This is a genomic window from Polaribacter tangerinus (genome assembly GCF_038024095.1).
GTDB classification, from domain to species: Bacteria; Bacteroidota; Bacteroidia; order Flavobacteriales; family Flavobacteriaceae; genus Polaribacter; species Polaribacter tangerinus.
The window spans coordinates 616282-643046 of the sequence record NZ_CP150668.1; the positions used below are offsets into that span (position 1 = coordinate 616282).

The 26765-nt window shown below is 33.6% G+C and carries 21 protein-coding genes and 6 tRNA genes; 2 read left to right on the plus strand and 25 right to left on the minus strand.

Annotated elements, in window-relative coordinates:
- Nucleotides 1–7: 7 nt before the first annotated feature.
- From tgt to WHD54_RS02820, 9 genes are all read right to left on the minus strand, one after another.
- Nucleotides 8–1138 (minus strand): tRNA guanosine(34) transglycosylase Tgt, encoded by a 1131-nt coding sequence (gene tgt, locus WHD54_RS02780; protein WP_088323136.1) that lies wholly within the window; start codon nucleotides 1136–1138, stop codon nucleotides 8–10.
- Between the two features lie 59 nt (nucleotides 1139–1197).
- Complete coding sequence (rluF, locus tag WHD54_RS02785) at nucleotides 1198–2079, minus strand: 23S rRNA pseudouridine(2604) synthase RluF (RefSeq protein ID WP_088323137.1); 882 nt, start codon at nucleotides 2077–2079, stop codon at nucleotides 1198–1200.
- 103 nt (nucleotides 2080–2182) lie between these two features.
- A complete protein-coding gene (locus tag WHD54_RS02790) occupies nucleotides 2183–2782 on the minus strand; it encodes an alpha-ketoglutarate-dependent dioxygenase AlkB family protein (protein ID WP_088323138.1) in 600 nt (199 codons plus the stop codon).
- Nucleotides 2783–2817: 35 nt separating this feature from the next.
- The gene (locus tag WHD54_RS02795) at nucleotides 2818–4032 is read right to left on the minus strand and encodes a M24 family metallopeptidase (RefSeq protein ID WP_088323139.1); all 1215 of its coding nucleotides are present in this window, start codon (nucleotides 4030–4032) and stop codon (nucleotides 2818–2820) included.
- Nucleotides 4033–4037: 5 nt separating this feature from the next.
- The gene (locus tag WHD54_RS02800; protein ID WP_088323140.1) at nucleotides 4038–5285 is read right to left on the minus strand and encodes an NAD(P)/FAD-dependent oxidoreductase; all 1248 of its coding nucleotides are present in this window, start codon (nucleotides 5283–5285) and stop codon (nucleotides 4038–4040) included.
- Nucleotides 5286–5295: 10 nt separating this feature from the next.
- The gene (locus tag WHD54_RS02805) at nucleotides 5296–6306 is read right to left on the minus strand and encodes a 4-hydroxyproline epimerase (RefSeq protein WP_088323141.1); all 1011 of its coding nucleotides are present in this window, start codon (nucleotides 6304–6306) and stop codon (nucleotides 5296–5298) included.
- Nucleotides 6299–8023 carry a DUF885 domain-containing protein gene (locus WHD54_RS02810; protein WP_088323142.1) on the minus strand — a complete coding sequence of 575 codons (1725 nt, stop codon included), beginning with the start codon at nucleotides 8021–8023 and terminating at the stop codon, nucleotides 6299–6301. Before WHD54_RS02810 ends, WHD54_RS02805 begins: the two co-directional genes overlap by 8 nt.
- Before the next feature lies 1 nt (nucleotide 8024).
- On the minus strand, nucleotides 8025–9614 hold the full coding sequence (locus tag WHD54_RS02815) for an aldehyde dehydrogenase (NADP(+)) (RefSeq protein WP_088323143.1): 1590 nt from the start codon (nucleotides 9612–9614) through the stop codon (nucleotides 8025–8027).
- 174 nt (nucleotides 9615–9788) lie between these two features.
- Nucleotides 9789–10706, minus strand: coding sequence for a dihydrodipicolinate synthase family protein (locus WHD54_RS02820; RefSeq protein WP_088323144.1), 918 nt, complete (start codon nucleotides 10704–10706; stop codon nucleotides 9789–9791).
- Between the two features lie 154 nt (nucleotides 10707–10860).
- Here WHD54_RS02820 and WHD54_RS02825 point away from each other — a divergent pair, with 154 nt between their 5' ends.
- Nucleotides 10861–11700 carry an AraC family transcriptional regulator gene (locus tag WHD54_RS02825; protein WP_088323145.1) on the plus strand — a complete coding sequence of 280 codons (840 nt, stop codon included), beginning with the start codon at nucleotides 10861–10863 and terminating at the stop codon, nucleotides 11698–11700.
- 80 nt (nucleotides 11701–11780) lie between these two features.
- Here the strand turns inward: WHD54_RS02825 and WHD54_RS02830 are convergent.
- A tRNA-Ser gene (locus WHD54_RS02830) sits at nucleotides 11781–11865 on the minus strand.
- 242 nt (nucleotides 11866–12107) lie between these two features.
- Here WHD54_RS02830 and aroC point away from each other — a divergent pair.
- Nucleotides 12108–13172 (plus strand): chorismate synthase, encoded by a 1065-nt coding sequence (gene aroC, locus WHD54_RS02835; protein WP_088323146.1) that lies wholly within the window; start codon nucleotides 12108–12110, stop codon nucleotides 13170–13172.
- A gap of 75 nt (nucleotides 13173–13247) precedes the next feature.
- On the opposite strand, the gene WHD54_RS02840 is transcribed toward aroC, so the two are convergent.
- The 15 genes from WHD54_RS02840 to WHD54_RS02910 all read right to left on the minus strand — a co-directional run bounded on the left by WHD54_RS02840 (nucleotide 13248) and on the right by WHD54_RS02910 (nucleotide 26739).
- Nucleotides 13248–13559: a DUF3467 domain-containing protein gene (locus tag WHD54_RS02840; RefSeq protein WP_088323147.1), complete on the minus strand. Its 312-nt coding sequence runs from the start codon at nucleotides 13557–13559 to the stop codon at nucleotides 13248–13250.
- A gap of 113 nt (nucleotides 13560–13672) precedes the next feature.
- Nucleotides 13673–17947 carry a DNA-directed RNA polymerase subunit beta' gene (gene rpoC / locus WHD54_RS02845; protein ID WP_340767726.1) on the minus strand — a complete coding sequence of 1425 codons (4275 nt, stop codon included), beginning with the start codon at nucleotides 17945–17947 and terminating at the stop codon, nucleotides 13673–13675.
- Nucleotides 17948–18010: 63 nt separating this feature from the next.
- The gene (rpoB, locus tag WHD54_RS02850) at nucleotides 18011–21820 is read right to left on the minus strand and encodes a DNA-directed RNA polymerase subunit beta (RefSeq protein ID WP_088323149.1); all 3810 of its coding nucleotides are present in this window, start codon (nucleotides 21818–21820) and stop codon (nucleotides 18011–18013) included.
- Nucleotides 21821–21965: 145 nt separating this feature from the next.
- Nucleotides 21966–22340 (minus strand): 50S ribosomal protein L7/L12, encoded by a 375-nt coding sequence (gene rplL, locus WHD54_RS02855; RefSeq protein ID WP_088323150.1) that lies wholly within the window; start codon nucleotides 22338–22340, stop codon nucleotides 21966–21968.
- 50 nt (nucleotides 22341–22390) lie between these two features.
- The gene (gene rplJ, locus WHD54_RS02860; protein WP_088323151.1) at nucleotides 22391–22909 is read right to left on the minus strand and encodes a 50S ribosomal protein L10; all 519 of its coding nucleotides are present in this window, start codon (nucleotides 22907–22909) and stop codon (nucleotides 22391–22393) included.
- Nucleotides 22910–22928: 19 nt separating this feature from the next.
- Nucleotides 22929–23618 (minus strand): 50S ribosomal protein L1, encoded by a 690-nt coding sequence (gene rplA, locus WHD54_RS02865; RefSeq protein WP_088323152.1) that lies wholly within the window; start codon nucleotides 23616–23618, stop codon nucleotides 22929–22931.
- Between the two features lie 20 nt (nucleotides 23619–23638).
- Entirely contained in the window at nucleotides 23639–24076 is a 438-nt protein-coding gene (gene rplK, locus WHD54_RS02870; RefSeq protein WP_088323153.1) for a 50S ribosomal protein L11, read from the minus strand.
- 71 nt (nucleotides 24077–24147) lie between these two features.
- On the minus strand, nucleotides 24148–24696 hold the full coding sequence (nusG, locus tag WHD54_RS02875; protein ID WP_088323154.1) for a transcription termination/antitermination protein NusG: 549 nt from the start codon (nucleotides 24694–24696) through the stop codon (nucleotides 24148–24150).
- Between the two features lie 9 nt (nucleotides 24697–24705).
- A complete protein-coding gene (gene secE, locus WHD54_RS02880) occupies nucleotides 24706–24894 on the minus strand; it encodes a preprotein translocase subunit SecE (protein ID WP_088323155.1) in 189 nt (62 codons plus the stop codon).
- 64 nt (nucleotides 24895–24958) lie between these two features.
- Nucleotides 24959–25031 (minus strand) — tRNA-Trp (locus tag WHD54_RS02885).
- 76 nt (nucleotides 25032–25107) lie between these two features.
- Nucleotides 25108–26295: an elongation factor Tu gene (gene tuf / locus WHD54_RS02890; protein WP_088323156.1), complete on the minus strand. Its 1188-nt coding sequence runs from the start codon at nucleotides 26293–26295 to the stop codon at nucleotides 25108–25110.
- A gap of 58 nt (nucleotides 26296–26353) precedes the next feature.
- Nucleotides 26354–26426, minus strand: a tRNA-Thr gene (locus WHD54_RS02895).
- 14 nt (nucleotides 26427–26440) lie between these two features.
- Nucleotides 26441–26513: transfer RNA gene (locus tag WHD54_RS02900), tRNA-Gly, on the minus strand.
- Between the two features lie 13 nt (nucleotides 26514–26526).
- Nucleotides 26527–26608, minus strand: a tRNA-Tyr gene (locus WHD54_RS02905).
- 54 nt (nucleotides 26609–26662) lie between these two features.
- Nucleotides 26663–26739 (minus strand) — tRNA-Thr (locus WHD54_RS02910).
- Nucleotides 26740–26765: the final 26 nt, after the last annotated feature.

Consider the following 26765-nt stretch of genomic DNA (forward strand, 5'->3'; position numbering starts at 1 on the left):
TTAAACTTTACAACCTGTTGTCCATTTGTTTTACTATTTTATCTTTCCACTCTCTAAAATCACCAGCCAAAATATGCTTTCTTGCTTCTCTTGTTAACCATACATAAAAGCCCAAATTATGAATAGAAGCTATTTGTTTACCTAACATTTCTTTGGCAACAAAAAGATGGCGTAAATATGCCTTAGAATACATGGTGTCTACACCAGTAATTCCCATTTCGTCTATTGGAGAAAAATCAGTTTCCCATTTTTTATTTTTTATGTTGATACTTCCATGTGCTGTAAATAACATCCCATTTCTTGCATTTCTTGTTGGCATCACACAATCGAACATATCAATACCTAAAGCAATATTTTCGAGAATATTTATTGGCGTACCAACTCCCATTAAATATCTTGGTTTATCTTCTGGCAATACTTCGGTTACTACTTCTGTCATTGCATACATCTCTTCTGCTGGTTCCCCAACTGAAAGCCCCCCAATTGCATTTGCTTGCGCGCCAGCATTGGCAATATACTCAGCAGATTGTTTTCTTAAATCTTTGTAGGTACTTCCTTGAACAATTGGAAAAAAAGTTTGTTCAAAACCGTATTTGAAAGGAAGCTTTTCTAGGTGATTTATACATCTATCCAACCATCTATGAGTCATATGCATAGAGCGCTTTGCATAATTATAATCACATGGGTAAGGTGTACACTCGTCGAAAGCCATAATAATATCTGCACCTATAGTTCGCTGAGTTTCCATAACATTTTCTGGCGAAAAAAAGTGCATAGAGCCATCGATATGGCTTTTAAATTTTACGCCTTCCTCATTTATTTTTCTTCTACCAGATAAAGAATACACCTGGTATCCTCCCGAATCGGTTAAAATATTTCTATCCCAATTCATAAACTTATGCAAACCTCCTGCTTTCTCCAACACATCTAGCCCTGGTCGCAAATATAGATGATATGTATTGGCAAGAATAATATCTGGATTAACCTCTTTTTTTAACTCCGATTGATGAACGCCTTTTACAGTACCTACAGTACCTACTGGCATAAAAATTGGAGTTTCTATAATTCCGTGATCTGTAGTAATTACACCTGCTCTGGCTTTACTTTTTTGATCTGTAGTTTTTAAGTCAAATTTCATTGATGGCAAAGATAGTATTATTTAAGAATAAGTAAGCATAATTAAAGGTTTGTAAATTATTACCAACGTTTCTTTTTTCCGGAACTATTTCTTTTGTTTTTGGGTGATGATTTTCTAAAAGAGGCGCTTTTTCTATTAAAATTATTTTTAACTGGTGCTGCTTTTTTCTTTTTTTTATGAACTTTTGGTTGTTTTTCTATTATTGATGCTTCTGCAGTTTTAGAGGAAGAGGCAACCATTTTATTAATTTGCTGCATTTCTTGGTCGGTTAACTCTCTCCAATCTCCAGTTTGTAAATACCCTAATTCTACATTCATAATTCGGGTTCTTTTTAACTTAACAACCTCATAGTCTAAATACTCGCACATTCTTCGTATTTGCCTATTTAAACCTTGAGTAAGTACAATTTTAAAAATCTTAGCACTTATTTTTTCTACCTTACATTTATTGGTAATTGTTCCTAAAACAGGAATCCCATTACCCATTTTTTCAATAAAATCATCGTTAATTAATTTATTTACCGTAACAATGTATTCTTTCTCATGATTATTTCCTGCACGTAAAATTTTATTTACAATATCTCCATCATTCGTCAAAAAAATTAATCCTTCAGAAGGCTTATCTAATCGTCCAATAGGAAACAGTCTTTCTGGGTGATTAATGTGCTTTACAATGTTTTTTGGCTCTCTATCATCTGTAGTCGAGACAATGCCTACAGGTTTATTTAAAGCAATATAAAGAGTTTTATTTTTAGGAATTACCGGTCTACCATCTAACTTTACAACATCATTTTTGGCTACTCTGTTACCAAGTTGTGTTGGTTTGCCATTTATAGTAACTCTCCCTTCAGTTATAAATTTCTCTGCTTCTCTTCGTGAACAAATTCCAGATGAGCTTATAAATTTATTAAGGTTTATTGTAGTATGCTTATTAGAATCCAATGGGAATATTTTTTTGCAAAAATATGGAAACTTTTTCCATGAAATAACTATTCAATTAACGAATTAACTATGTAAAAAAAATAAGCTAAACTTTTTTAATGACTTACACTATAGTTCTAAACGTTAGGTTGATTCTCGGGGTTTGTACTTTTTTTGTTGGTGGCAATCTATGCAACCAGTTGGTTTGAGTATTTTCTTTCATAACTAGTAAACTTCCTCTTTCTAACAAAATATCTATTCGTTGATTACTTTCTTTGTGTTTAAATGAAAATTTTCTTTCTGCACCTAAAGACAATGAAGCAATTGCACCGTTTTTCTTTAACATTCTTTCTCCGTCAGAATGATAAGCCATTCCTTCATCCCCAGAGTGGTATAAGTTTAATAAACAAGAATTATAGGTTTCTCCACTCTCCTTCTCTACTTTTTTTTTAAGTTGTAATAAATGGTCTGTAAAAAGTAATGCGGTCTTTGTAATACCAGAATAAGTGTAAGAAAAAGCCTTTGTACCATACCAAGCAACCTTTCTTTTTGTAATTACTTTTTTACCAAAAATAAGAGCTTCATCATTTTTCCAACAAATCGTTTTCATTAACTCGTTATAAAAATAATCGCACTCATTGCTATCTAAAATTGCACCGTGATAGTTTGCAACGCCATCGAAGGGTAAAATATTTTTTATAGGTTCGGTAGAAAATAAATCCATAGTTCAAAAATACAATGAATCTTTTAAAATTGGTGTTAAATACCGAACGGATTATAAATTGAATACGCTGGATTTGTAAACCATTTTGGTCCATTTTTTGTTATATAAATATGATCTTCTAATCGTATTCCAAATTCATTAGGTACACAAATCATTGGTTCGTTACTAAAAGTCATACCTGGCTTTAAAATAGTTTCATTACCTTTTAAAAGATATGGATATTCGTGAATTTCTAATCCTATTCCGTGGCCAGTTCTATGTGGCAAACCTGGTAAATTATAATCAGGTCCTAAATGATGCTTTTCTAGAACAGACCTTGCAGCTGTATCAATATCTGAACAAGTATTTCCTAAAATAGATGCTTCAAAAGCAGCTTGTTGGGTTTCTTTTTCAATATTCCAAATTCTTTCTTGTTTTTCGGTTGCTTTACCAAAAACGTACGTGCGTGTAATATCAGATATATAATCGTAAAATTGACAACCTGTATCTACCAATACAATATCATTCTCTTCTAATTTTTTTGGATTTTTTACACCATGAGGAAACGAAGAATCAACCCCAAATAAAACAATGCAAAAATAGGAACCTGAAGGTATACCATACTTTTTATGTGCTTCATGAATAAAGTTTTCTACTTCTGTAGTAGTAATTCCTACACGTAAAATTTTTGCTGCTGCCTTATGTACTTCCATTGTAATATCCATTACATGTTGCATAATAGCAATTTCTGAAGCAGACTTTATCATTCTACAATTAGCAATTATTGATGTTGCTGTTGTAATTAAATAAGAATTTCTGTGGGTAAGAAAGTTGTGAATTATAGAAAATGGAGTCGTTTCATCTACTTGTACTTCTCCTGATAAAATTCCGTTTTCTTGTAATATTTTAAAGAGTAATAAATGCGGATTCTCATGCTCTTCCCAACAATGAATAGAACCCTTAACTTGCATAAAATCTTGAATAGTTCCTTTTTCGAAATTAGGAGCTATGTAATGTACATCAGCATTTTGTAACACAACTGCTCCTACCATTCGTTCGCTAGGACGCCAGTGCGTGCCTGTGAAATAGTTTAAATTTGCTCCAGCATTTAAATACACTGCAACTATATTTTGAGCTTTCATTTGTTGACTCAAATTTAAAACTCTCTTTTTATATTCTTCTAATTCAATAGGTTTTACACTTGCTTGTTTAGGTGTAATTTTGGCCAATTCAATGGTAGAAGTACTACCTCCAATTCCAAATTTATTCATACAAATTAAAATTTTCTGTCTGGGTGAAAAGCTGCAATATCTATGGATGTTTTTGTTTCTGCAAGCAACTCAGCTACTAATTTTCCTGTAGCAGGACCTAAACTCCAACCCATCATAGCATGACCTGTAGCTATCGTTAAATTTTTACAGTACTTAGATTTTCCGATGTATGGTAATCCGTCTGGAGAACAAGGTCTTAAACCGCAACTAGCATTTTCGATTTCTTTAGACGTTATTTCTAAACCTTCGAAATATTTTTTACTAGCATTGGCAATAGCATGTACTCTATTTTTATTAATTTTTTCATTAATTCCTCCAATTTCCATTGTTCCGGCAAATCTTGTAAAACCTTGCATTGGAGTAACTGCTACTTTTGCTTCACATAAAATTGCTGGAATACTAATATTTGTATTACTTTTTACATTTATGCTATATCCTTTACCTGCCTGCAGAGGAATTTTTAAGCCCATTTTTTTGGTTAAATTTGAGCTCCATGTTCCTGCTGCTAAAACTACTTCTTCTGCCTTTAAGGTTCTTTGGTTTGTAACAATAGATAATACTTTTCTGTTTTCTACTATAAAGTCTTCTACTTTTTCATTATGGTAAAAAATAACACCATTTTTTAATAAAAATGATTGCATCTCTTTCATAAAAACTGAAGGAGTCATGTGTGCATCTGAATGATAATAAATACCTCCTTTAATATTTAAATTAACTTTAGGTTCAAGGTTAGACACTTCTTTAGCAGATAAATGCTCTACATACAAGCCTTTTTCAATCCCTTTTTTTCCAATACTCCATTCTTCCTCTCCCACTTTGTCGGACTTGTAAAGCATAAGCAGTCCTTTTTTTTGATAATGAAAATCGAAATCGGCATTCGACTTCAATTTCTCGTACAAGTCTCTACTTAAAAGATTGATATCTAAAATTGGTTTTATGGCTTTTGCAACCTTAGCTTTTGTAGCCGATTTCTTAAACGCTAAACTCCATTTTATAAAATCGATATCGAGTCTTGGCTTCACATAAAAAGGACTCGAAGAGTTGAACATCCATTTTATTCCTTTGGTAATAACACCTGGTGCAGCCAAAGGGATAAAGTGACTTGGTGTAATGTAACCTGCATTAATGTGTGAAGCTCCAGTAAATCCGTTAGTACTATTAACTATGGTAACCTTATAACCTTCTTTAACTAAATAATAGGCAGTACTTAAACCTATAATACCACCTCCAACAATTACAACATTTTTAGACATAAAAATTAGATTATATTACTTGAAATCCGTGTGCATATGGGTCATCTTCTTTATCAATAATTAAAGTATTGTAACCATAAATTTTTGCCCAACCCTGAATGCTTGGTACAATAGCTAACTTACCTCCTAAAGTAGTTTCTGCTTCAACCGTACCAATAAACTTAGAGCCAATATAACTCTCATGAGTAAAAGGTTCGTTTATCTTTAATTTCCCTTTTGCATAGAGCTGCGCCAATCTTGCTGAGGTTCCTGTACCACACGGACTTCTATCTATTGCTTTGTCTCCATAAAAAACGGCATTTCTGCCAGAAGAACTTTTATCTAAAGGAGTGCCTGTCCATAATAAATGTGTAACATCTCTAATTGTAGGATCTTCTGGATGCACAAACAAATTTGGATATTTTTGTTGGATGCGTTCTCTTAAAATTTGAGAGAAATAAACAATTTTACTAGCTGTAAAATCTTGAACACCACTAAAATTTTCTTGCGGATCTATAATTGCATAATAATTACCTCCATAAGAAACATCAAAAGTTAATACACCTAATTCCGGACAATCTATAGATAAGTTTTCTGCTGCTAAATAGCTTTTTACATTTACTAATTTTACCCAATCGACCTTTTTGTTAGTTTGCTGGTAAGTAATTTCTACCAAACCGGCGGGAGCTTCCATTCTTATTTTTCCTGGTATTTTTGGAGTAATCAATCCCTCTTCTATAGCTACAGTAATAGTACCGATAGTTCCATGACCACACATAGGTAAGCAACCCGAGGTTTCTATAAATAAAATTGAAAAATCATTTTCAGGATGATGAGGTGGAAATATAAGTGAGCCACTCATCATATCATGTCCTCTCGGTTCAAACATTAACCCTTTGCGAATCCAATCGAATTCTTTTAAAAAATGCTGACGCTTTTCACTCATATTTTCGCCAACTAAATTAGGGCCTCCGCCCGCTACTACTCTCACAGGATTCCCGCAAGTGTGTGCATCAATACAAAAAAAAGTGTTTCTACTCATGTAACTTCTCGTCAATATAATTATTTACTCGACTTTCCATAATAGCCAAGGTAACAGTACCTTCAGATAAAATAACTTCATGAAAATCTCTTATACTAAATTTATCTTTTAGTATTTTTTCTGCTTTGGCCCTTAATTCACGGATTTTAATTTCCCCTATTTTATAAGAAATTGCCTGACCAGGCCAAGAAATATATCTATCTGTTTCTGTGGTAACCTCATGTAGCGATAATGCTGTATTTGCCGCCATGTAATCGATAACCTGCTGCCTAGACCAGCCTTTTGCATGAATACCAGTATCTACTACCAACCTACAAGCTCTCCACATTTCGTAGGTATACTTTCCAAAAAGTTCGTAAGGAGTTGTATAAATTCCCATTTCTTCTGCCAAAGTTTCGGCATATAAGCCCCAACCCTCTCCAAAAGCCGATAAATATAAGTTTCTTCTGAAAGCAGGAATTTTTTCTGGAGATAGCTCATTATTTAAAGAAATTTGTAAATGATGCCCTGGTACGGCCTCGTGCGCAGTTAAAGCGGGTATTGTGTATAAAGTTCTACTTGGTAGATTGTAAGTGTTTACCCAATAAAACCCAGCTTTTAAAGGATTTTTTGTTCCAGAGTACCTACCTCCTGTGTAATTAGGTGCAATTGCTGCAGGTACAGGAACTACACCATAAGGTTTTCTGGGTAGGGTTTTAAAATATTTTGGCAGTTCTGCATCTATCCGCTTAGAAATATCTCTTGCAAATCTTAATAACTCTTTAGCCGTTTTCGGATAAAATTGTTGGTCTGTTCTTAAAAATGTAATAAAATCTGCAAATGAACCTTTAAAATGAAGGCTATCTATTATTTTTTGCATTTCTAACTTAATTCGAGCAACTTCCTGAAGTCCTATTTTATGAATATCATCTGCCGTATATTGATTACTTGTGGTGTAAAAATTTATCCTGTTCTGGTAAAATTGTGCTCCATTAGGAGTTTTATCTACACCAATTGCCTCTCTGGTATTTTTAAAATACTCCTGTTCGAAAAAGTCTTTTATTTGTTGATATTTTTCTACAACATTTTTCTGTACGCTCTTTTTTGCCTTCTTTAAAATAGCCATTCTTTCATTCTCTGATATAGATTTAGGTAATTTTAAAAATGGTTTAAAAAAAGCACTCTTAGTTACATCGTCTACAATATGAGTATCATAGGTATATTTATAATTGCTAAACACTGCTTTTGGTTGAGAAACTTTTGCTTTTACACCTGCTCTAAGTAAATTTATATTATAGTCTATTGATTTATTTAAATTTTCTAATTTTATAAAATAGTTTTGTATATCATCAGAATTTTTAAAAACAGTTGTTCCCATATTAGCCAAATTTAAATGAAAAGCAACTTCATTTGTTATTGGATTTAGAAACATTTTATACTTAAATTGATCTATTTTATCTTGTAGAGAAAATAATAAAAGTTCTTTAGAAATTTTATCAGTTTCAGAGAGCTCTTCTTCCTTTATAGCTTTTATTTCCTTTATTAATTCTTTTGCAAAATCGGCTTCTAATTGGTAAAATTTAATGGTATTTTCTACGGATACTGTTTTATCAAAATCGTAGTTTTGTTTTTGTTCGTATTTAGAAATAACAGCTTCTAATACTTTTTTTGATGACGGTTCTTTACAAGAAATACAAATAATAAAAAAGATAAAAAAATAGAAAAAAGAAGATTTCATGCTAGCTAATAATTTGATCTGTGGTTTTTTTACCATTGATAGTTCTTAATATACCCAACGGATTATTATTTTGTAATGCTTTTGGAAGCATACTATTTGGCCAATCTTGGAAACTAAAAGGTCTAACCCAACGCTTAATAGAACCAATACCAACAGCTGTAAACCTGCTATCGGTAGAGGCAGGATATGGACCACCATGCACCATAGACTCACAAACTTCTACACCGGTTGGTACACCATTAAAAATAATTCTTCCAACACGAGTTTGTAAAGCATTTACAATAGTAAAGTATTGTTCTAACTCTTCATCTGCAGCAATTATAGTTCCTGTAAGCTGCCCTTCTAATTGTAAAATAATTGTTTCTAGCTCAGAGATGGTTTCACATTCTACAACCATCGAAAATGGACCAAAAACCTCAAGATGTAGCGTCGTATTTTTAAGGAAATCTACTCCTTTTACACTGACCACCGATTGTGGTGCGTAGTTAGTTTTTAATACCTCTGTTAAATCAGCTTGAACAACAACACCTTTTTGAGAAGTAACATTTTCTTTATTCTTTAAGTAGCCTTCTTTAATGTTCGGATGCAACATTACAGATGGATTAATTTTTAAAATATCATCCGATAATGAATTTATAAACGTTTGTAAACCTTCTGATTTAACTCCTAAAATTAACCCTGGATTGGTACAAAACTGACCTGTTCCCAATGTAATTGAACTCGCATAAGTATTTGCTATACTTTTAGCATTTTTACGCAATGCCTCAGGCAGAAGCACTACCGGATTTATACTACCCATTTCTGCAAAAACAGGAATTGGTTCTTCTCTAGTGGCTGCTAAATTATATAAGGCACGACCTGCTTTTATACTTCCTGTAAATCCGACTGCTTTAACACCTGGGTTTGTAACCAATTGTTGACCTACTTCAATTCCTTTGGAGTTTAAGTTTGAAAAAACACCATTTGGCATTCCTATTATTTTTGCAGCCTTTTGAATTGCAGAGGCTACTAACTCTCCCGTACCTGCGTGCATAGGATGTGACTTTACAATTACAGGGCATCCAGCAGCTAGTGCAGCAGCAGTATCGCCTCCTGCGGTAGAGTATGCTAACGGAAAATTACTAGCTCCAAAAACAACTACTGGCCCTAGTGGAAAATTAAACTTTCTTAGGTCTGGCTTCGGTAATGGCTTTCTATTAGAATCTGCAGTATCTATTGTAGCCTCAACCCAAGAACCTTCCTTTACCAAATTTGCGAAAGCTTTTAATTGACCTACTGTTCTTCCTCTTTCTCCGATGGCTCTTCCTTCTGGCAATCCAGTTTCTGAACAATATGTATCAATTAATAATGTGTCTAATAATAAAATTTGAGACGCTATTTCGTTCAGAAAAGCAGCTTTTTTTTCACCTGAAATTTTACTATATTCTTTAAAAGCTGAACTTGCTAAGTTTACCGCTTCTTCTATTTCTGTAGATGATGCTTCGGTAAACAACGTACTATTTTCTTGATGTAGCTCTGGGTTAAAGGTTTTATAAGTGATGGTTCCTTTTGCTGAAATTCTGTTGCCAATATAATTTTTTCCTGTTATCATATAATCTGTTTCTTGCTTTAAATATACTGATGTAAATTTATAAATTTTAAGGTTAATAATATATAACTACGCTGTGTTAGGGATTGAAGCATTTGTTGAAGCTCTTGTGTTTTTTAAACACAAAGCGACTGCAAAAAGCCCGACCGCTTTTGTTGCGGTAACACCCAAAAAATACTATAAATTCTTATAATCTGGTAGCTTTGGTCTAACTGCTAAAGCGTCTATTATAGTTTTTTCTATACGTGCTCTCTCTTCTCCCTCTAAAATTAATCTTGGGGCTCTAACGTACTCAGAACCAATACCAGTATGTTTAGATGCTAATTTTATATACTGAACTAATTTCGGATGAATATCTAACTCTAAAAGTGGCATAAACCATCTGTATATAGAGATAGCTTCGGTAATTTTACCTGCTTTTACCAACTCGTAAATTGCTACGGTTTCTGCAGGAAAAGCATCTACTAAACCAGCTACCCAACCATCTGCTCCCAACACTAAACTTTCGAGCGCAAGTGTATCTACACCCGTCATAATTGCCAATCTGTCTCCGAATCGATTTTTGATTCGTGTAATATTTGTGGTATCTCTAGTAGACTCTTTTACTGCCTGAATATTTGGGCAATCTGCCAATAGTTCTTGAAACATGTCTAAGGTTACCAATAATTTATAATCAATAGGGTTGTTATATATCATAATTGGTAATTTAGTACTATTTGCTACTTCTTTAAAATAAGTAACAACCTCTGCATCACTTGCATTATAACGCATTGGTGGTAACATCATTAAACCAGAGGCTCCATCTGCTTCGGCTGCTTTTGCTAACGCTATGGCTCCTTTGGTAGTTTGCTCTGCAATATTCATTAAAACTGGAACTTTACCAGCTACAAAAGCAACTGTTTCTTTAGTTAACTTCCTGCCTTCTTCTTCAGATAATGTACTAGCCTCACCTAAGGTACCTCCTAAAACTAAACCATGAACTCCAGCGTCTAATTGTGCTTGGATGTTTACTTTAAACATGTCTAAATCTAACGTGTCATCGGGTGTAAATTGTGTGGTTATGGCTGGCATAACTCCTTTCCATTGAATACTCATATCTATATCGTTTTGATAAAATTTATATTATTGATACAAAATTAGGAGTAGTACTACCCTAAATGATAGCCTTGTTTTATCCAAAATAAATACTAAATTATCCGAAAAAATAAATTAAATTACTATTTTAGATATTATTTGCAAAACAATAAAAATGAAGGTACTACCATTTCAGATTCCAAAACCAGAAAACAGCGCACTAATAGTTCAAGAGGATATTGAGTTTGAGTTTTACAATAAATTACATCAACATGATGAAATTCAAATTAGTTATGTAGTAAAAGGAGAGGGAACAATACTTGTTGGTGATACTATAAATAATTTTAATACTGGAGATTTAATTGTTCTTGGAAACAATTTACCTCATGTTTTTAAAAGCATTGAAAATAGAAAAGAAAAATCGCATATGATTACCTTATTTTTTACCAAACAATCATTTGGTAATCATTTTTTTGATTTGAAAGAGTTAAGTGAAAGTAGCTCATTTTTTAACCAAGCAAAACATGGTTTTAAAATTTCTAAAACTAAAAAAGAAATAGTTCTTTTATTTGATAAAATTAAAAAAGCCAGTAAACTAGAGCGTTTTATTCTTTTCTTAGAGCTTCTATTACAATTAACAAAAACGTCATCGAAAAGTCTATCCTCTTTTATTTATGAAAAAAAATATACGCAAATAGAGGGAAAAAGAATGCGGGCTATTTTCGATTACACACTAAAAAACTACAGTGACCCAATTAGTCTTGATAATATTGCAGATGTAGCTTCTATGACTAAAAATGCATTTTGTAAATATTTTAAAAAAAGGACTAATAAAACTTATTTTCGTTTTTTAAATGAAATTAGAATTGCACATGCATGTAAAATTATTGCTCAAGAAAAGGAAACCACTTTAGCAGAAATTTCATTTGTATGTGGCTTTAGAAATGTTTCTAATTTTAATAGACAATTTAAAGCTATTAAAAATTGTAGCCCCAGTTATTACAGAAAGAAATAGCTTTACTCTTGGTTATTACTTTTTTATTAGACCTAAAGTATATAAAAAACCCTTACAATCTATAGATTATAAGGGTTTAGCGGAGAATGAGGGATTCGAACCCCCGGACCTGTTACAGTCAACAGTTTTCAAGACTGCCGCATTCGACCACTCTGCCAATTCTCCAAGTGTCTCATCAGATATTCTCTGAATGCGGGTGCAAATATAGAAAGCTTTTTTAATTTATTAAAAGAAAAATGGTATTATTTTTTCTGTTTTTTGAATATCAGTTATAAAAAAAGCTATCTTACTATAAATCAACAATTTTAAAAAATTTATTTTTTGTAGGTTTCGGTTTATATGCTACATTCTCGTTACAATCTAATGGTTAGTTTAGTATATTTGTAATTCATTATAATTTAATATACATGTCGTTTAATACGTTTGGTAATTTATTAAAAGTTACTACTTATGGTGAATCTCACGGAACTGCAATTGGTGGAGTTATTGATGGTTTTCCTGCAGGTCTCACCATTAATTTTAATGCTATTCAGGAAGAACTTAACAGGCGTAAACCTGGTCAATCTAAAATAGTTACTCAGCGTAAAGAACCAGATACCGTAGAATTCCTTTCAGGAATTTTTGAAGGTAAAACTACTGGAACTTCTATTGGGTTTATTATTAAAAATACCAACCAAAAATCTAAAGACTATAACCATAACACTAATGTTTATAGACCTTCTCACGCAGATTTTACCTATGATAAAAAGTTTGGAATAAGAGACTACAAAGGTGGTGGAAGAAGTTCTGCTCGTGAAACTGCCAATTGGGTGGTTGCTGGAGCTTTGGCCAAACAACTTATTTCTCATATAAATATTAATGCGTTTACATCTTCTGTTGGAGATATTTTTATAGACAAACCTTATCAAGAATTAGATTTTTCTAAAACTGATACTAATATTGTTCGTTGTCCTGATAAATTGTCTGCAGAAAAAATGATTACGAAAATTAAAGAAATTAGAAAAGCTGGAGACACCATTGGAGGAACAATTACTTGTGTTGCTAATAATATGCCTGTCGGTCTTGGAGAACCTATTTTTAATAAATTACATGCAGAGCTTGGTAAAGCAATGCTATCTATAAACGCTGTAAAAGGTTTCGAGTTTGGGAGTGGTTTTTGTGGTGCACGAATGAAAGGTTCGGAACACAATGATGTTTTTAATTCGAACGGTACAACACAAACAAACTTATCTGGTGGGATACAAGGAGGTATTAGTAATGGAATGGATATTTATTTTAGAGTTGCCTTTAAACCTGTGGCAACCATTATGAGTTCTCAACAAACCATAAACTCAGATAATGAAGTTACAGAAATTACAGGAAAAGGTAGGCACGATCCTTGTGTGGTACCAAGAGCTGTTCCCATTGTAGAGGCAATGACAGCTTTAGTATTAGCAGATTTTTGGCTACTTAATAAAACTCGAAAAATATAACCTTATAGTTTATCAAAAGTAAAGCTATCGCTTCACTTTTGATAAATATATTTAAACCAATACAATTTCAAGATTTTACGCTTTTCCCGTAGGTCCGAAATTCATTGGAATTGTAGGTTGTTCGTAATCTTTAATTTCTCCGTGAATTTCTTCAAACTTTCTCACATTATCTGCCAATGCTTTGGTTAATCTTTTTGCGTGTTGAGGAGTTAAAATAATTCTAGACTTCACTTTTGCTTTTGGCACACCAGGCATAATATTTATAAAATCTACAATAAATTCTGATACTGAGTGATTAATAATGGCCAAATTAGAGTATGTACCCTCTGCAACTTCTTGGTCTAGTTCAATATTTAATTGACCATCTTTGTTTTGATTTTCTTCCATGATATATTTGTATTGAAAAACTTAATTTTAAAAAAAAAGTTGAACTGAATACTATAATACAATTACAGTAAACAATTCAACTTTAATATACGTAAACGTTTACACGTTATTTATTAGAAACTCTGTTCTATTTCATCTTTAGGTCCTACTAAAATTTTATCGTAAGTTCTCATACCTGTTCCAGCAGGAATTTTCTTACCTACAATTACGTTTTCTTTTAGACCTTCTAAAGTATCAATTTTACCACTTACCGCAGCCTCGTTTAATACTTTTGTAGTTTCTTGGAAAGAAGCTGCAGAAATAAACGATTTTGTTTGAAGCGATGCTCTGGTAATACCTTGAAGAACCTGTTCAGCTGTTGCTGGTCTGGCATCTCTAGCTTGAACTAAGTTTAGATCATTTCTTTTTAATAAAGAATTTTCATCTCTTAATTGACGAGCAGAAATTATTTGACCAGGTTTTAAGTTTTCAGAATCTCCAGCATCTTCAACAACTTTCATTCCATAAATTGCGTCGTTGTATTTTATAAAGTCTATTTTATGAATTAATTGATTTTCTAAGAATAAAGTATCTCCAGAATCAATAATTCGAACTTTACGCATCATTTGACGAACAACAACTTCGAAATGTTTGTCGTTAATTTTCACACCTTGTAAACGATATACTTCTTGTATTTCATTTACTAAGTATTCTTGTACTGCAGATGGCCCTTTAATTCTTAGAATATCTGAAGGTGTTGTTGCACCATCAGATAAAGGCATACCTGCTTTAATAAAGTCATTTTCTTGAACTAAAATTTGGTTCGAAAGTTTTACTAAATATTTACTTATTTCACCGGTTTTAGATTCTACGATAATTTCTCTATTACCACGCTTAATTTTACCAAAAGATACAACACCATCAATTTCCGAAACTACAGATGGATTGGAAGGATTACGTGCTTCAAATAATTCTGTTACTCTTGGTAAACCTCCCGTAATATCTCCTGCTTTACCAGATTTTCTTGGTATTTTTACTAAAGTATGTCCAGATACTACTTTATCTCCGTCGCTAACCATTAAGTGTGCTCCTACTGTTAAACTATAAGAACGTAAGGCATTACCTTGGTCATCTTCAATTATTAAAGAAGCGATAATCTTTTTGTTCTTAGAATCTGTAATTACTTTTTCCTGGAAACCTGTTTGTTCGTCAATTTCTACAGAATAGTTCATACCCTGCTCTAAATTGTCGAATTTTACTTTTCCAGAGAATTCAGAAACTATAACACCATTAAATGGATCCCATTGAACAATTGCATCTCCTTTTTTAATGGTTTTTCTATCTTTATCAAAAATAATAGAACCGTAAGGTATAATATTTGTACTAAGTGTAATTCCAGTTTTCTTGTCGGTAATTTTAATTTCTGCTGTTCTAGAAATTACAATATCAACATCTTTACCTTCATTATCTTTTCCTACTACAGTTCTTAAGTCTTCAATACTTACGTTACCATCAAACTTTGCAATTAACTTATTATCCTCAGAAATATTTCCTGCTACCCCACCAACGTGGAAAGTACGTAATGTTAACTGAGTACCAGGTTCTCCAATAGACTGTGCAGCAATAACACCTACAGCCTCTCCGATTTGAACTTTGCTAAGTGTTGATAAACTTTGACCATAACATTTTGCACAAATTCCTTTAGAAGATTCACATGATAATGGCGATCTTACTTCGATACTATCGATACCAGATTTGTCTACTGCTTCTGCTAATTTAGCTGTAATAGCTTGATTAGCCTCTAACAATAACTCATCTGTTAAAGGATGGTATACATTATTTAAAGATACTCTACCTTCAATTCTATCTGCTAATGACTCAACAATTTCATCATTTTTCTTTAAAGGAGCAACTTCTAAACCTCGTAGTGTTCCACAATCTTCTTCGTTGATAATAACATCCTGAGAAACATCTACCAATCTACGTGTTAAATAACCTGCATCCGCAGTTTTTAAGGCAGTATCTGCTAAACCTTTACGAGCTCCGTGAGTAGAAATAAAGTATTCTAAAATAGATAATCCTTCCTTAAAGTTAGAGAGAATTGGGTTTTCTATAATTTCTCCACCACCTGCTGTAGATTTTTTAGGTTTTGCCATTAATCCACGCATACCAGTTAACTGACGAATTTGTTCTTTAGAACCCCTTGCACCAGAATCTAGCATCATATATACAGAGTTAAAACCTTGTTGGTCTTCTCGTAAGTTTTTCATAGATAGTTCTGTTAACCTTGTATTAGTAGAGCCCCAAACATCAATTACTTGATTGTATCGCTCTTTTTGTGTTAACATACCCATGTTATAGTTTCCTACAATTGCATCTACTTCTTTATTCGCTTCATCAATCATAGATTGTTTTTCGTCAGGAATAATAATATCTCCTAGAGAGAAGGATAATCCTCCTTGAAAGGCAAATTTATATCCCATATTTTTAATCTGATCTAAGAATTCACCTGTTGTAGGAATATCTGTAGCTTTTAATATACCACCAATAATACCACGTAAGTTTTTCTTAGTTAAAACTTCATTAATATATCCTGCTGCGGCTGGTACAACTTCATTAAATAAAACTCTACCTACAGTAGTTTTTATTATTTTAGTTACCTGCTCACCATTTTCGTCAATATCTTGAGTTCTAACTTTTATTCCAGCATTCAAATCTACCTTTTCTTCGTTAAAAGCAATAGTAACTTCTTCTGGTGAATAAAACGTTAATCCTTCTCCTTTAATTGGTACTTCTGGAGTAGAAATTCTTTCTTTGGTCATGTAGTACAAACCAAGTACCATATCTTGTGATGGTACCGTAACTGGAGCACCATTTGCAGGATTTAAAATATTATGAGAAGCTAACATTAAAATTTGTGCTTCTAAAATAGCTTCTGGCCCTAATGGTAAATGAACTGCCATTTGATCTCCATCGAAATCGGCATTAAATGCAGTACACACTAATGGGTGTAATTGAATGGCTTTTCCTTCAATTAATTTAGGTTGAAAAGCTTGAATTCCAAGTCGGTGTAAAGTAGGAGCCCTGTTTAGTAAAACAGGATGACCTTTAATTACATTTTCTAGAATATCCCAAACAACTGGTTCTTTTCTGTCTATAATTTTCTTGGCAGACTTTACTGTTTTAACGATTCCTCTTTCTATCAATTTACGAATTACAAAAGGCTTGTAAAGCTCTGCAGCCATATCTTTTGGTATACCACACTCTGATAGTTTTAATTCTGGTCCTACAACAATTACAGAACGAGCAGAATAATCTACACGCTTACCTAATAAGTTTTGACGGAAACGCCCTTGTTTTCCCTTTAAAGAGTCTGATAAAGATTTTAACGGTCTATTAGATTCTGTTTTTACTGCTGATGATTTACGTGTGTTGTCGAATAAAGAATCTACAGATTCTTGTAACATACGCTTTTCATTTCGTAAAATAACTTCTGGAGCTTTAATTTCTACCAACCTTTTTAATCGGTTGTTTCTAATAATAACTCTTCTATATAAATCATTTAAATCTGAAGTAGCAAAACGTCCTCCATCTAATGGTACTAAAGGTCTTAATTCTGGTGGTATCACCGGAATTGCCTTCATAATCATCCATTCTGGATTATTATCTCTATTCTTTTGAGAATCTCTAAATGCTTCTACAACATTTAAACGCTTTAACGCTTCTGTTTTACGTTGCTTAGATGTTTCTGTATTTGCTTTGTGTCTTAATTCAAAAGACAACGCTTCTAAGTCGATACGAGCCAATAAATCTATCAAACACTCCGCTCCCATTTTAGCAATAAACTTGTTTGGGTCCTCGTCGTCTAAGTATTGATTATCTTGTGGTAATTCATCTACAATATCTAGGTATTCTTCTTCCGTTAAGAAATCCATTTTTTGCAACGGTTCTCCTTCTACATTTTTTGCAATACCTGGTTGTATAACAACATAACGTTCGTAGTAAATAATCATATCTAACTTCTTAGACGGTAAACCTAAAAGGTATCCCATTTTGTTAGGTAATGATCTAAAATACCATATATGAGCTACTGGTACCACTAAATTAATGTGACCAACTCTATCTCTACGAACTTTCTTTTCTGTTACTTCTACCCCACATCTATCACAAACAATTCCTTTGTAACGTATTCTTTTATATTTACCACACGCACATTCGTAATCCTTTACAGGTCCAAAAATACGCTCGCAAAACAATCCATCTCTTTCTGGCTTGTGCGTACGATAATTTATTGTTTCTGGTTTTAAAACTTCACCTTTAGAAATTTCTAAAATAGCTTCTGGTGATGATAAACCAATGGAAATCTGGTTAAACTTTTTTACAGTGTATTTCTCTTGTTTTCTTGCCATCTTGTTTCAAATGTTGATTTTATACAAGGGGTTTTACCCCCTTGCAAAGTCCTGTATGAAAAATTATTCTTCTAATCTAACGTCTAAACCTAAACCTTTAAGTTCGTGCATTAATACGTTAAATGATTCTGGTAAACCTGGTTCTGGCATAGTTTCACCTTTTACGATACTTTCGTATGTTTTGGCTCTTCCCATTACATCATCAGATTTTACAGTTAAGATTTCTCTTAAGATACTTGATGCTCCATATGCTTCAAGTGCCCAAACTTCCATCTCTCCAAAACGCTGACCTCCAAACTGAGCTTTACCTCCTAATGGTTGCTGCGTAATTAATGAATAAGGACCTATAGAACGAGCATGCATTTTGTCTTCAATCATGTGTCCTAACTTAATCATATAAATTATACCAACGGTTGCTGGTTGATCGAAACGTTTTCCAGTTCCTCCATCATATAAATAAGTGTGTCCAAATCTAGGTACTCCTGCTTCATCTGTAATTCCATTAATCTGGTCTAAAGATGCTCCATCAAAAATTGGTGTTGCATATTTGGTATTTAATTTTTGACCTGCCCAACCAAGAACAGTTTCATAAATTTGACCAATGTTCATACGTGAAGGTACACCTAAAGGATTTAACACAATATCTACAGGTGTTCCGTCTTCTAAGAAAGGCATATCTTCTGCTCTAACTATTCGAGCAACAATACCTTTGTTACCGTGACGTCCTGCCATTTTATCTCCTACTTTTAATTTACGTTTTTTAGCTATGTAAATTTTGGCAAGTTTTAAAATTCCGGCTGGTAATTCATCACCTACAGAGATCGTAAACTTTTGACGTCTTAATGATCCTTGTAAATCGTTCACCTTAATTTTGTAGTTATGAACTAATTCACCTACTAAATCATTTAACTCCTTATCGGTAGTCCAAGAACCTGTTAAGTGCAAGTAATCATCTACTGAGTTTAACATTTTTAGAGTATATTTTTTACCTTTTGGTAAAACTTCTTCCCCTAAATCGTTATAAACACCTTGTGAAGTTTTACCACTAACTAGTGCAAATAACTTCTCTATTAATTCGTCTTTTAAACCTTCAAATTTAGATACAAAAGAGGCTTCTAAAGTAGCTACAGCTTCTTTATCTCTTAATCTTTTGTTTTTATCTTTAACGGCTCTTTTAAATAGTTTCTTATCAATAACTACTCCTCTCAAAGATGGCGATGCTTTTAAAGATGCATCTTTTACATCTCCTGCTTTATCTCCAAAAATAGCACGAAGTAGTTTTTCTTCTGGTGTTGGATCAGATTCTCCTTTTGGGGTAATTTTACCAATTAAAATATCACCAGGATTTACTTCTGCTCCAATTCTAATCATTCCATTCTCATCCAAATCTTTGGTAGCTTCTTCAGAAACGTTAGGAATATCATTGGTTAACTCTTCAGTTCCTAATTTTGTATCTCTAACATCTAAAGAATACTCATCTATATGAATAGAGGTAAAAATGTCTTCTCGAACAACTTTTTCTGAAATTACTATCGCATCCTCAAAGTTATACCCTTTCCAAGGCATAAAGGCTACTTTCATATTTCTTCCTAAAGCTAATTCTCCTTTTTGAGTTGCATAACCTTCACAAAGAACCTGCCCTTCTGTAACTCTATCTCCTTTAACAACAATTGGTTTTAGGTTAATAGATGTACCTTGGTTGGTCTTTCTAAACTTTATCAAATTATAAGATACTTCGTCAGAATCAAAACTTACCATCTTTTCTTCTTCAGTTCTATCGTATTTGATTGTAATTGTATTTGCATCTACATATTCTACAACACCATCTCCTTCAGCATTAATTAAAATACGAGAATCTTTTGCTACTCTTCTCTCTAATCCAGTACCTACAATTGGAGATTCTGGTCTTAATAATGGAACTGCTTGACGCATCATGTTCGATCCCATCAAAGCACGGTTAGCATCATCATGCTCTAAAAACGGAATTAAAGATGCCGATATAGATGCAATTTGATTTGGAGCAACATCCATATAGTTAATCTCATCAGGATTTACTACCGGAAAATCACCCTCTTCACGAGCAATAACTCTATCTAAAACAATAGTACCATCTTCTTTAAGTTCTAAGTTAGATTGAGCAATTTTCATTCCTTCCTCTTCCTCTGCACTCAAATAAATTGGCTCTTTACCAGCTACAACACCGTTTTCAACTTTTCTATATGGAGTTTCAATGAAACCTAAATTATTCACTTTTGCAAACACTGATAAAGAAGAAATCAAACCAATGTTTGGTCCTTCTGGTGTTTCAATAGGACATAATCTTCCGTAGTGTGTATAGTGAACATCACGTACTTCGAAACCAGCTCTTTCTCTCGATAAACCACCTGGCCCAAGGGCAGATAATCTACGTTTGTGAGTTATCTCTGCTAGTGGATTTGTTTGATCCATAAACTGAGACAATTGGTTGGTACCAAAGAAAGAATTAATTACAGAAGATAATGTTTTGGCGTTAATTAAGTCAATTGGAGTAAACACTTCGTTGTCACGAACGTTCATTCGCTCACGAATAGTCCTAGCCATACGTGCTAATCCTACACCAAACTGACCAGCTAGCTGTTCTCCAACAGTTCTTACACGTCTGTTAGATAAATGATCGATATCATCTACTTCTGCCTTAGAATTAATTAATTCAATTAGATATTTAATAATTGTTATAATATCTAATTTGGTTAAAACTTTTTGATCAATAGGCTCGTTTAGTTGTAATTTGGTATTCATTCTAAAACGACCAACTTCACCTAAATTATATCTTTGTTCAGAGAAAAATAATTTATCTATAATACCTCTTGCAGTTTCCTCATCTGGCGGTTCTGCATTACGTAATTGTCTGTAAATGTGTTCTACAGCTTCTTTTTCTGAGTTTGTAGGATCTTTCTGTAAAGTATTATGAATAATTGCATAATCGGCAGTATCATTGTCTACTTTATGAAGTAACACAGTTTTTGCACCAGCATCAATTATTTCATCAATATGTTCTTTATCTAAGATAGTATCACGATCTAAAATAATTTCGTTTCTTTCTATAGATACCACTTCACCTGTATCCTCATCTACGAAATCTTCATGCCAAGTTTTTAATACTCTAGCAGCTAATTTACGCCCTAATACTTTTTTTAATCCAGCTTTAGAAACCTTTACTTCTTCTGCAAGATCAAAAATTTCTAATATATCTTTATCTCTCTCAAAACCGATGGCTCTGAATAATGTGGTTACTGGTAATTTTTTCTTTCTATCAATGTAAGCATACATTACTTGATTGATATCGGTAGCAAACTCTATCCAAGATCCTTTAAAAGGAATAACTCTTGCAGAGTATAATTTTGTACCGTTTGCGTGAAATGATTGCCCAAAGAATACACCTGGTGATCTGTGAAGTTGAGAAACAACAACACGTTCTGCACCATTAATAACAAAGGTACCTGAATTGGTCATGTAAGGTATAGTACCTAAATAAACATCTTGTACAATTGTTTCGAAATCTTCGTGCTCTGGGTCTGTACAATATAATTTTAAACGTGCTTTTAAAGGTACACTGTGTGTGAGACCTCTTTCGATACACTCTTGTATTGAGTATCTTGGTGGATCTACAAAGTAGTCTAAAAATTCTAGTACAAATTGATTTCTTGTATCTGTGATTGGGAAATTATCCATGAAGGTTTTATACAAACCTTCTTCACCTCTTTCTTCTGCTTTAGTTTGAAGTTGGAAAAAGTCTTGAAAAGACTTTACTTGAATATCCAAAAAATCTGGATATTCCTTTATCATTTGAGAAGTTGCGAAGTTGATTCTTTCAGTAGTGTTTTTCGTTGCCAAAAGAGAATATTTTTTTGATTAAAATCTGAATTAAAATAAAGAACGAATATATACACAAAATGGTTTAGGACTAAAAACTAATGTTTTTAGTACCTAAACCTAAATTTGTTTTCCCGATACGCTTAGCATAATCGGGAGTAATAGCTTACTTAAGCTCTACCTCAGCTCCAGCTTCTTCTAGAGATGCTTTAAGCCCTTCGGCTTCGTCTTTAGAAACGCCTTCTTTTACTGCTGCTGGTGCGCTATCTACGATACCTTTAGCTTCTTTTAATCCTAAACCAGTTAATTCTTTAACTAATTTTACAACTGCTAATTTAGAAGCACCTGCTGCTGTTAAGATAACATCAAATTCTGTTTTCTCATCTGCTGCATCGTCACCTCCTGCTGCTGGTCCTGCAACCGCTACTGCTGCTGCAGCTGGCTCAATACCATACTCATCTTTTAAGATAGTTGCTAATTCATTAACTTCTTTTACTGTTAAGTTAACTAATTGTTCTGCGAAATCTTTTAAATCTGCCATTTTAATTGTTTTTAAAAATTTTGTTTATTTTAGTTTATTTGTGCGCGAAATTATTTTTCAGATAAGGTTTTTATAATACCTGAAAGTGTTTGTCCACCAGATTGTAATGCTGAAACAACATTCTTGGCTGGTGATTGTAATAATCCGATGATTTCTCCAATTAATTCTTCTCTTGACTTAATGTCTACAAGAGCGTCTAATTGCTCATCACCAATGTATACAGATTCTTCTGCAAATGCTCCTTTTAATAAAGGCCTATTTTTAGATTTCTTTCTGAATTCTTTGATTAACTTTGCTGGTGCATTAGCAGCCTCAGCAATCATCATTGATGTATTACCTTTTAATACTGATGGTAAGTCTCCAAACTCTTTGTCTGAAGCTTCCATTGCTTTTGCAAGTAATGTATTTTTAACAACTGATAACTGAACACCTGCTTTAAAACATGCTCTACGTAAATTAGAGGTAGTCTGTGCATCAAGTCCAGAAATATCTGCTAAATATATCGTGTTTGTGTCTGCTAATACTGCTGTTAAATCTTGTATTACTTGTGATTTCTCTTCTCTAGTCATAATTATAAGTTTTAACGTATTATACAGCTTTAACCTCAACAGCAATACTAGGACTCATAGTACTAGACATAAAAACGCTTTTCACATACGTTCCTTTAGCAGTTGTTGGTTTTAACTTAATAATTGTTTGGATTAATTCATTTGCATTCTCTTCAATCTTCTTAGCGTCGAAAGATACTTTTCCGATTGATGCGTGTACAATACCAGTTTTATCAACTTTGAAGTCGATTTTACCAGCTTTTACATCTTGTACGGCTTTTGCAACATCCATAGTTACAGTACCTGTTTTTGGGTTTGGCATTAAACCTCTAGGACCTAAAACTCTACCTAAAGGACCTAATTTACCCATTACACTTGGCATCGTAATAATTACATCTACGTCTGTCCAACCACCTTTAATTTTCTGAAGGTACTCATCTAAACCAACATAATCTGCGCCAGCTGCTGTTGCTTCTGCTTCTTTATCTGGAGTTACTAATGCTAATACTTTAACGTCTTTTCCTGTTCCATGAGGAAGTGTTACCACACCACGTACCATTTGATTTGCTTTTCTTGGATCTACTCCCAAACGAATTGCAATATCTACCGATGCATCAAACTTTACGTTAGTAATGTCTTTGACTAGCGCTGAAGCTGCAGCTAAATCATAAGATATGGAACTATCTAATTTACTGTGTGCTTCTTTTTGCTTTTTTGTTAATTTTGCCATTTTACTACTTATTATAAAGTTTATACTGGTGCTTCACCTTTAACTGTTAAACCCATAGAACGAGCTGTACCTGCAATCATTTTCATTGCCGAAGTAGCTTCAAAAGCATTTAAATCTGCCATTTTGTCTTCTGCAATAACTCTAATTTGATCCCAAGTAACTGATGCTACTTTCTTTCTGTTTGGTTCGCCTGAACCTTTTTTAATTTTGGCCGCTTCTAGTAACTGAACTGCTGCAGGAGGAGTTTTTACGATAAAATCGAAAGATTTATCTTTAAAAACAGTAATAACAACAGGTAAAACTTTACCTTGTTTGTCTTGCGTTCTTGCATTAAACTGTTTACAAAACTCCATAATGTTAACACCAGCAGCTCCTAAAGCGGGTCCAACCGGCGGCGATGGATTCGCTGCGCCTCCCCTTACTTGTAACTTAACTACTTTACTAACTTCTTTTGCCATTTTAAAAATGTTTAATGATTTGTTTAAATTTGGAAGCTAAAAACAAATCGTTGTATATATTTGTGTAACAATTATATTTTTTCTACTTGCATATAGCTTAATTCTAATGGTGTTTTTCTTCCGAAAATCTTAACCATTACTTCAAGCTTACGCTTTTCTTCATTTACCTTTTCTATGGTTCCGTCAAATCCATTAAAAGGACCATCTACAACTTTAACAGTTTCACCAACATTAAAAGGAATTGAAATATTTTCATCTTGTACAGATAACTCATCTACTTTACCAAGCATTCTGTTAACTTCAGACTTTCGCATAGGCACAGGTTCTCCACCTTTAACCTCTCCTAAGAAACCAATAACACCTGTAATAGATTTGATAACATGAGGTACCTCTCCTGAAAGATTTGCCTCTACCATTATATAACCTGGAAAATAAACTCTTTCTCTATTAATTTTTTTACCATCTCGAATTTGAACCACTTTTTCAGTAGGAACAATTACTTGGCTTACATAATCGGACAGTCCTAATCTTGCAATCTCTGTCTCTATATATGTCTTTACTTTATTTTCTTGTCCTCCAATGGCTCTTACAACATACCATTTCATTACTGAATCAGCCATAATTTGTTTTTAGAATAATTTAAAAAAGTTATCTAATCCAGTTTGAAAAACATAGTCTATACCGGCAACAGCTAATGCAAACAAAATTGTAAACACAGCTACAGTTACAGTTGTTTTCTGAGCTTCTTCTTTTGATACCCAAGTCATATGATTACCTAGTTCGTCAAAAGAGTCTTTGATATATTGTATAAAGTTCATCTTACTTTTTTATTTTACACGCCTTAAAACTTAATAAAATAAGCTTTGCCTCGAATTGTATTTGCACGGATTGAGAGACTCGAACTCCCGACACCTGGTTTTGGAGACCAGTGCTCTACCAACTGAGCTAAACCCGTTTTTATTCATTGATAAAGGCGTCACGCTATTAAGCGTGACACCCTTTAATGATTATCAATTAATAAACTAAAAAAATTAGTCTAATAATTCAGTAACTTGTCCAGCTCCTACTGTTCTACCACCTTCACGGATAGCGAAACGTAAACCTACGTTTAATGCAATTGGCTGAATTAAGTCTACTGTTATTGTTAAGTTATCACCTGGCATTACCATTTCAACACCTGAAGGTAAATTAATAGTACCAGTAACGTCTGTAGTTCTTACATAGAACTGTGGACGGTAGTTGTTATGGAATGGAGTGTGACGACCACCTTCTTCTTTTTTAAGAACATAAACCTCTGCTTTAAACTTAGCATGAGGAGTTACTGAACCTGGCTTACAGATTACCATACCTCTTTTAATATCTTCTTTTGCAATACCTCTTAATAAGATACCTGCATTATCTCCAGCCTCACCTCTATCTAAGATTTGACGGAACATTTCAATACCAGTAATAGTAGAAGACATTTTTTCTGCTCCCATACCAATAATATCTACAACATCTCCTGTGTTTGCAATACCAGTTTCAATACGACCAGTTGCAACAGTTCCACGACCTGTAATAGAGAATACATCTTCTACAGGCATTAAGAAATCTTTATCAACTTCTCTTAATGGCTCTTCAATCCAAGTATCACAAGCTTCCATTAATTCTAAAACGGTATCAACCCATTTTTGTTCACCATTTAAAGCTCCTAATGCAGAACCTGAAATAACAGGACCATTATCACCGTCATATTCATAGAAAGATAATAATTCTCTAACTTCCATGTCTACTAACTCTAAAAGCTCTTCATCATCTACCATGTCTACTTTATTCAAGAAAACAACAATACGAGGAATTCCTACTTGACGACCTAATAAAATGTGCTCTCTTGTTTGTGGCATAGGACCATCAGTTGCAGCAACAACTAAAATTGCACCGTCCATTTGAGCAGCACCCGTTACCATGTTCTTAACATAATCCGCGTGACCTGGACAGTCTACGTGTGCATAGTGACGATTTTGTGTTTGATACTCTACGTGAGAAGTATTAATTGTAATACCTCTTTCTTTTTCTTCTGGTGCATTATCAATCTGATCAAAAGATCTAGCTTCAGAGAAACCTGCATCAGCTAATACTTTAGTAATAGCCGCAGTTAAAGTTGTTTTACCGTGATCTACGTGTCCGATAGTACCAATGTTTAAGTGTGGTTTCGAACGGTCAAAAGTTCCTTTTGCCATAATTATTAATTTTAGTTCTTAGTTTAAATATATAGTGTCTAATAATACTTTTTAAATGAGCCAATGACGGGATTTGAACCCGTGACCTCATCCCTACCAAGGATGCGCTCTACCAACTGAGCTACACCGGCTTGCTGATAATTCGAGCGAAAGACCGGGTTCGAACCGGCGACATTCAGCTTGGAAGGCTGACGCTCTACCAACTGAGCTACTTTCGCAAAATGTAAATTGTGGGGAGAGCAGGATTCGAACCTGCGAAGACATAGTCAACGGAGTTACAGTCCGTCCTCGTTGGCCGCTTGAGTATCTCCCCTTTACTTACTATTTTAATGAACTTTCAAATTGCACTTGCAATTTATGTTTTTTTTGGAGCCGATGGAGGGACTCGAACCCACGACCTGCTGATTACAAATCAGCTGCTCTAGCCAGCTGAGCTACATCGGCTTTTGATGTAAAAAAACAACCCGCTA

Coding starts and splice junctions, on each gene's coding strand:
- tgt (WP_088323136.1), bottom strand. CDS start 1,138: ATGAAATTTGACTTAAAAACTACAGATCAAAAAAGTAAAGCCAGAGCA.
- WHD54_RS02790 (WP_088323138.1), bottom strand. CDS start 2,782: ATGGATTTATTTTCTACCGAACCTATAAAAAATATTTTACCCTTCGAT.
- WHD54_RS02795 (WP_088323139.1), bottom strand. CDS start 4,032: ATGAATAAATTTGGAATTGGAGGTAGTACTTCTACCATTGAATTGGCC.
- WHD54_RS02800 (WP_088323140.1), bottom strand. CDS start 5,285: ATGTCTAAAAATGTTGTAATTGTTGGAGGTGGTATTATAGGTTTAAGT.
- WHD54_RS02805 (WP_088323141.1), bottom strand. CDS start 6,306: ATGAGTAGAAACACTTTTTTTTGTATTGATGCACACACTTGCGGGAAT.
- WHD54_RS02810 (WP_088323142.1), bottom strand. CDS start 8,023: ATGAAATCTTCTTTTTTCTATTTTTTTATCTTTTTTATTATTTGTATT.
- WHD54_RS02815 (WP_088323143.1), bottom strand. CDS start 9,614: ATGATAACAGGAAAAAATTATATTGGCAACAGAATTTCAGCAAAAGGA.
- WHD54_RS02820 (WP_088323144.1), bottom strand. CDS start 10,706: ATGAGTATTCAATGGAAAGGAGTTATGCCAGCCATAACCACACAATTT.
- WHD54_RS02825 (WP_088323145.1), top strand. CDS start 10,861: ATGAAGGTACTACCATTTCAGATTCCAAAACCAGAAAACAGCGCACTA.
- aroC (WP_088323146.1), top strand. CDS start 12,108: ATGTCGTTTAATACGTTTGGTAATTTATTAAAAGTTACTACTTATGGT.
- WHD54_RS02840 (WP_088323147.1), bottom strand. CDS start 13,559: ATGGAAGAAAATCAAAACAAAGATGGTCAATTAAATATTGAACTAGAC.
- rpoC (WP_340767726.1), bottom strand. CDS start 17,947: ATGGCAAGAAAACAAGAGAAATACACTGTAAAAAAGTTTAACCAGATT.
- rplL (WP_088323150.1), bottom strand. CDS start 22,340: ATGGCAGATTTAAAAGATTTCGCAGAACAATTAGTTAACTTAACAGTA.
- rplJ (WP_088323151.1), bottom strand. CDS start 22,909: ATGACTAGAGAAGAGAAATCACAAGTAATACAAGATTTAACAGCAGTA.
- rplA (WP_088323152.1), bottom strand. CDS start 23,618: ATGGCAAAATTAACAAAAAAGCAAAAAGAAGCACACAGTAAATTAGAT.
- rplK (WP_088323153.1), bottom strand. CDS start 24,076: ATGGCAAAAGAAGTTAGTAAAGTAGTTAAGTTACAAGTAAGGGGAGGC.
- nusG (WP_088323154.1), bottom strand. CDS start 24,696: ATGGCTGATTCAGTAATGAAATGGTATGTTGTAAGAGCCATTGGAGGA.
- secE (WP_088323155.1), bottom strand. CDS start 24,894: ATGAACTTTATACAATATATCAAAGACTCTTTTGACGAACTAGGTAAT.
- tuf (WP_088323156.1), bottom strand. CDS start 26,295: ATGGCAAAAGGAACTTTTGACCGTTCGAAACCACACTTAAACATTGGT.